Consider the following 2,635-nt stretch of genomic DNA (forward strand, 5'->3'; position numbering starts at 1 on the left):
GGTACCGGCACATTCTTGTAACGGCTGATGTCCACTCCTTGGGAGTAGTCGTGCTTGTAGTAGGTTCCCGTGGCGATGGGATAACGGGAGACGTCGCGCTTGCCGTGGTCCATGACCGCAGTGACATCTGGTGGCATGACGGTCCTGGTGTGCTCGTTGACCGCCACGGCCGGGTTGGCCCACCAGAGGAAGGACTGTGGCAAAGGCGTGCCGTTGTAGAGCCGGGCCGAGATTTCGATGACGCTGATCCCGGGATGCAAGGCGATGGTGGTGGTGACCTGGGTGCCGTATATGCGGTCGGTATCATGGCAGACCACCGCCTTGCCACCGTCCGGTAGGTCCTTGAGCGTGCAGTCCACTGGAAGGAAGGTGCTGGGCCGGTGGTGCTGCGGCCAGTTGAACTCGATGCCGCCGGAAATCCAAGGGCCGGTCAGGCCCACCAGGGCAGGTTTGATGACCCGGTTGCGGTAGACGAAGTCATAGTCGTTGGTCTTGTCCCGGGCATACTGGATGCGTCCGCCCAGCTCAGGCAGGACGGTCACCTCCAGGTATTCGTTCTCCAGAATGACCGCCTTGTAGTCCTGATCCTTGCATTCATCCGAGATGGTCTCGATGACCGGGTAGGGATAGACCCGACCCGAAGAACCCTGGTAGACTCGATTTTCAATAAATTGCGGATTCTTGTCCGGTTTTCCGATTCCGTAGGTTGGAATCGTCAGCTCTGTGACTTTCACTGTGACGCCCATGGTCATCAGCCCCTTGTCTGCTCAGCAAAACTGTATATATTTGCTCTCAGTCTATAGTCGGAATCGGCCCTCAGAACTGCATAAATTGTTTGAAAATATTAAAAAATTGCTACTGAGTCCTATGACTGACCGACACTTGTTCAGCTCGGGGCGACAGCTGAGAATGGACGGGGACATACACATGAAAGGGGGTCGGCCCATCAAGGACCGACCCCCTAGGCTGGCATTCGCCTTGCGCCGGGTCATACCTTTCGGCGCCCTCCTTCGACCTTCGGCAATCCCGGAGAACCCTACTCCAGTTCCAGGGCTCCGGTGTAGAGCTGGTAGTACTCGCCATGTTTGGCTATCAGCTCATCGTGATTGCCGCGCTCGATGATTCGCCCGTGGTCCAGGACCATGATCACATCGGAGTTGCGAACCGTGGAGAGCCTATGGGCGATGACGAAGACCGTCCTGCCGCGCATCAGCGCGTCCATGCCCTGCTGGACCACCTCCTCGGTCCTGGTATCGATTGAGGAAGTAGCTTCGTCCAGGATCATAGCCGGGGGATCCGCCACAGCCGCCCTGGCAATGGAGATCAGCTGGCGCTGACCCTGGGACAGTCCGCTTCCATCCCCCTCAAGAACGGTCTGGTAACCCTGTGGAAGCATGCGGATGAAGCTGTCGGCGTTGGTCATCCTGGCAGCTTCGATGCACTCCTGGTCCGTGGCATCCAAGCGCCCGTAGCGGATGTTGTCCAGGACGGTGCCGGTGAAGAGGTTGACATCCTGAAGGACGATGCCCAGGGAGCGGCGGAGGTCAGGCTTGCGGATGTTCCTCACATCGATCCCGTCATAGAGAATCTGCCCCTGCTGGATGTCGTAGAAGCGATTGATCAGGTTGGTGATCGTGGTCTTGCCAGCACCAGTGGCGCCAACCAGAGCAACCTTCTGCCCGGGCTTGGCGAACCAGGTGATGTCGTGCAGGACAGGCTGGCTCGGGTTATATCCGAAGCTGACGTCGGTGAATCGCACATCCCCCTGCAAGAGGGTGTATCGCCCATCAGGAGAGGTGATTGCCTGATCCTTGGCCTTCAGGGCCACATCTCGGGCATCGCCGGGAAGCTTCATGGCGGCCTCCAGCGAGCGCCTGCCATCGTCATCGGCCTCACGCTTCCAAGCCCAGTGCCCTGTTTCGTGGTCGACGGGGGTCATGGTCTGGCCGTCCGAGGCCAGTTCGACGCTGACCAATCTGACCGTACCCTGGTCTGATTCAACAGGCTGGTCCATCAGGTCGAAGATTCGGGAAGCGCCCGCCAGGGCCATCATGACCATGTTGAACTGCATGGAGACTTGGCCGATGGGGTTGATGAAAGAGCGGGAGAGGGTAAGGAGGGAGACGATGGTTCCCAGGGTCAGCGGCCCCGCTCCGGTCAGTCCTACATTGCCCATGCCCGCAATGCCGGCCAGCCCACCGACGATGGCCAGGATGACATAGAGCAGGTAGCCCATGTTGCCCACGACCGGCATGGTGACATTGCCGTAGGTGTTGGCCTGGGCCGAGGCCTGGAAGAGCTCCTCGTTCCTCTCCGCGAAGACCTTGGCGGTGGCATCCTCATGGTTGAAGACCTTGACGACCTTCTGCCCGTTGACGGCCTCTTCGACGAAGGCGTTCACCTGGCCCAGATAGCGCTGCTGGTGAACGAAGTACCGGCCGCTTCGGGTAACCAGAACCCGGACCACCACAATCAGGACCGCTGCGAAGACCAGGGTCAGGACGGTGAAGGGGATGGAGAGCCAGAGCATGGAGATCAGGGCCGCCAAGGCGGACAGGACCGAGGAGACCATCTGCGGGAAGGACTGGGAGATGGCCTGGCGGAGGGTATCCGTGTCGTTGGTGTAGCGGCTCAT

At 59.7% G+C, this 2,635-nt stretch carries 2 protein-coding genes; both read right to left on the minus strand.

All coding sequences use genetic code 11. The annotated features are described in order from the left end of the window. Nucleotides 1-752 (minus strand): DUF5107 domain-containing protein (locus AC0AP0_RS11645; protein WP_490430583.1); only part of this gene is annotated, 752 nt, incomplete at its 3' end. 284 nt (nucleotides 753-1,036) lie between these two features. Next, the coding region (locus AC0AP0_RS11650; RefSeq protein ID WP_490430584.1) for an ABC transporter ATP-binding protein at nucleotides 1,037-2,635 on the minus strand (1,599 nt) is incomplete at its 5' end.

This window comes from Bifidobacterium sp. POST2/T3 (B1), assembly GCF_058197115.1.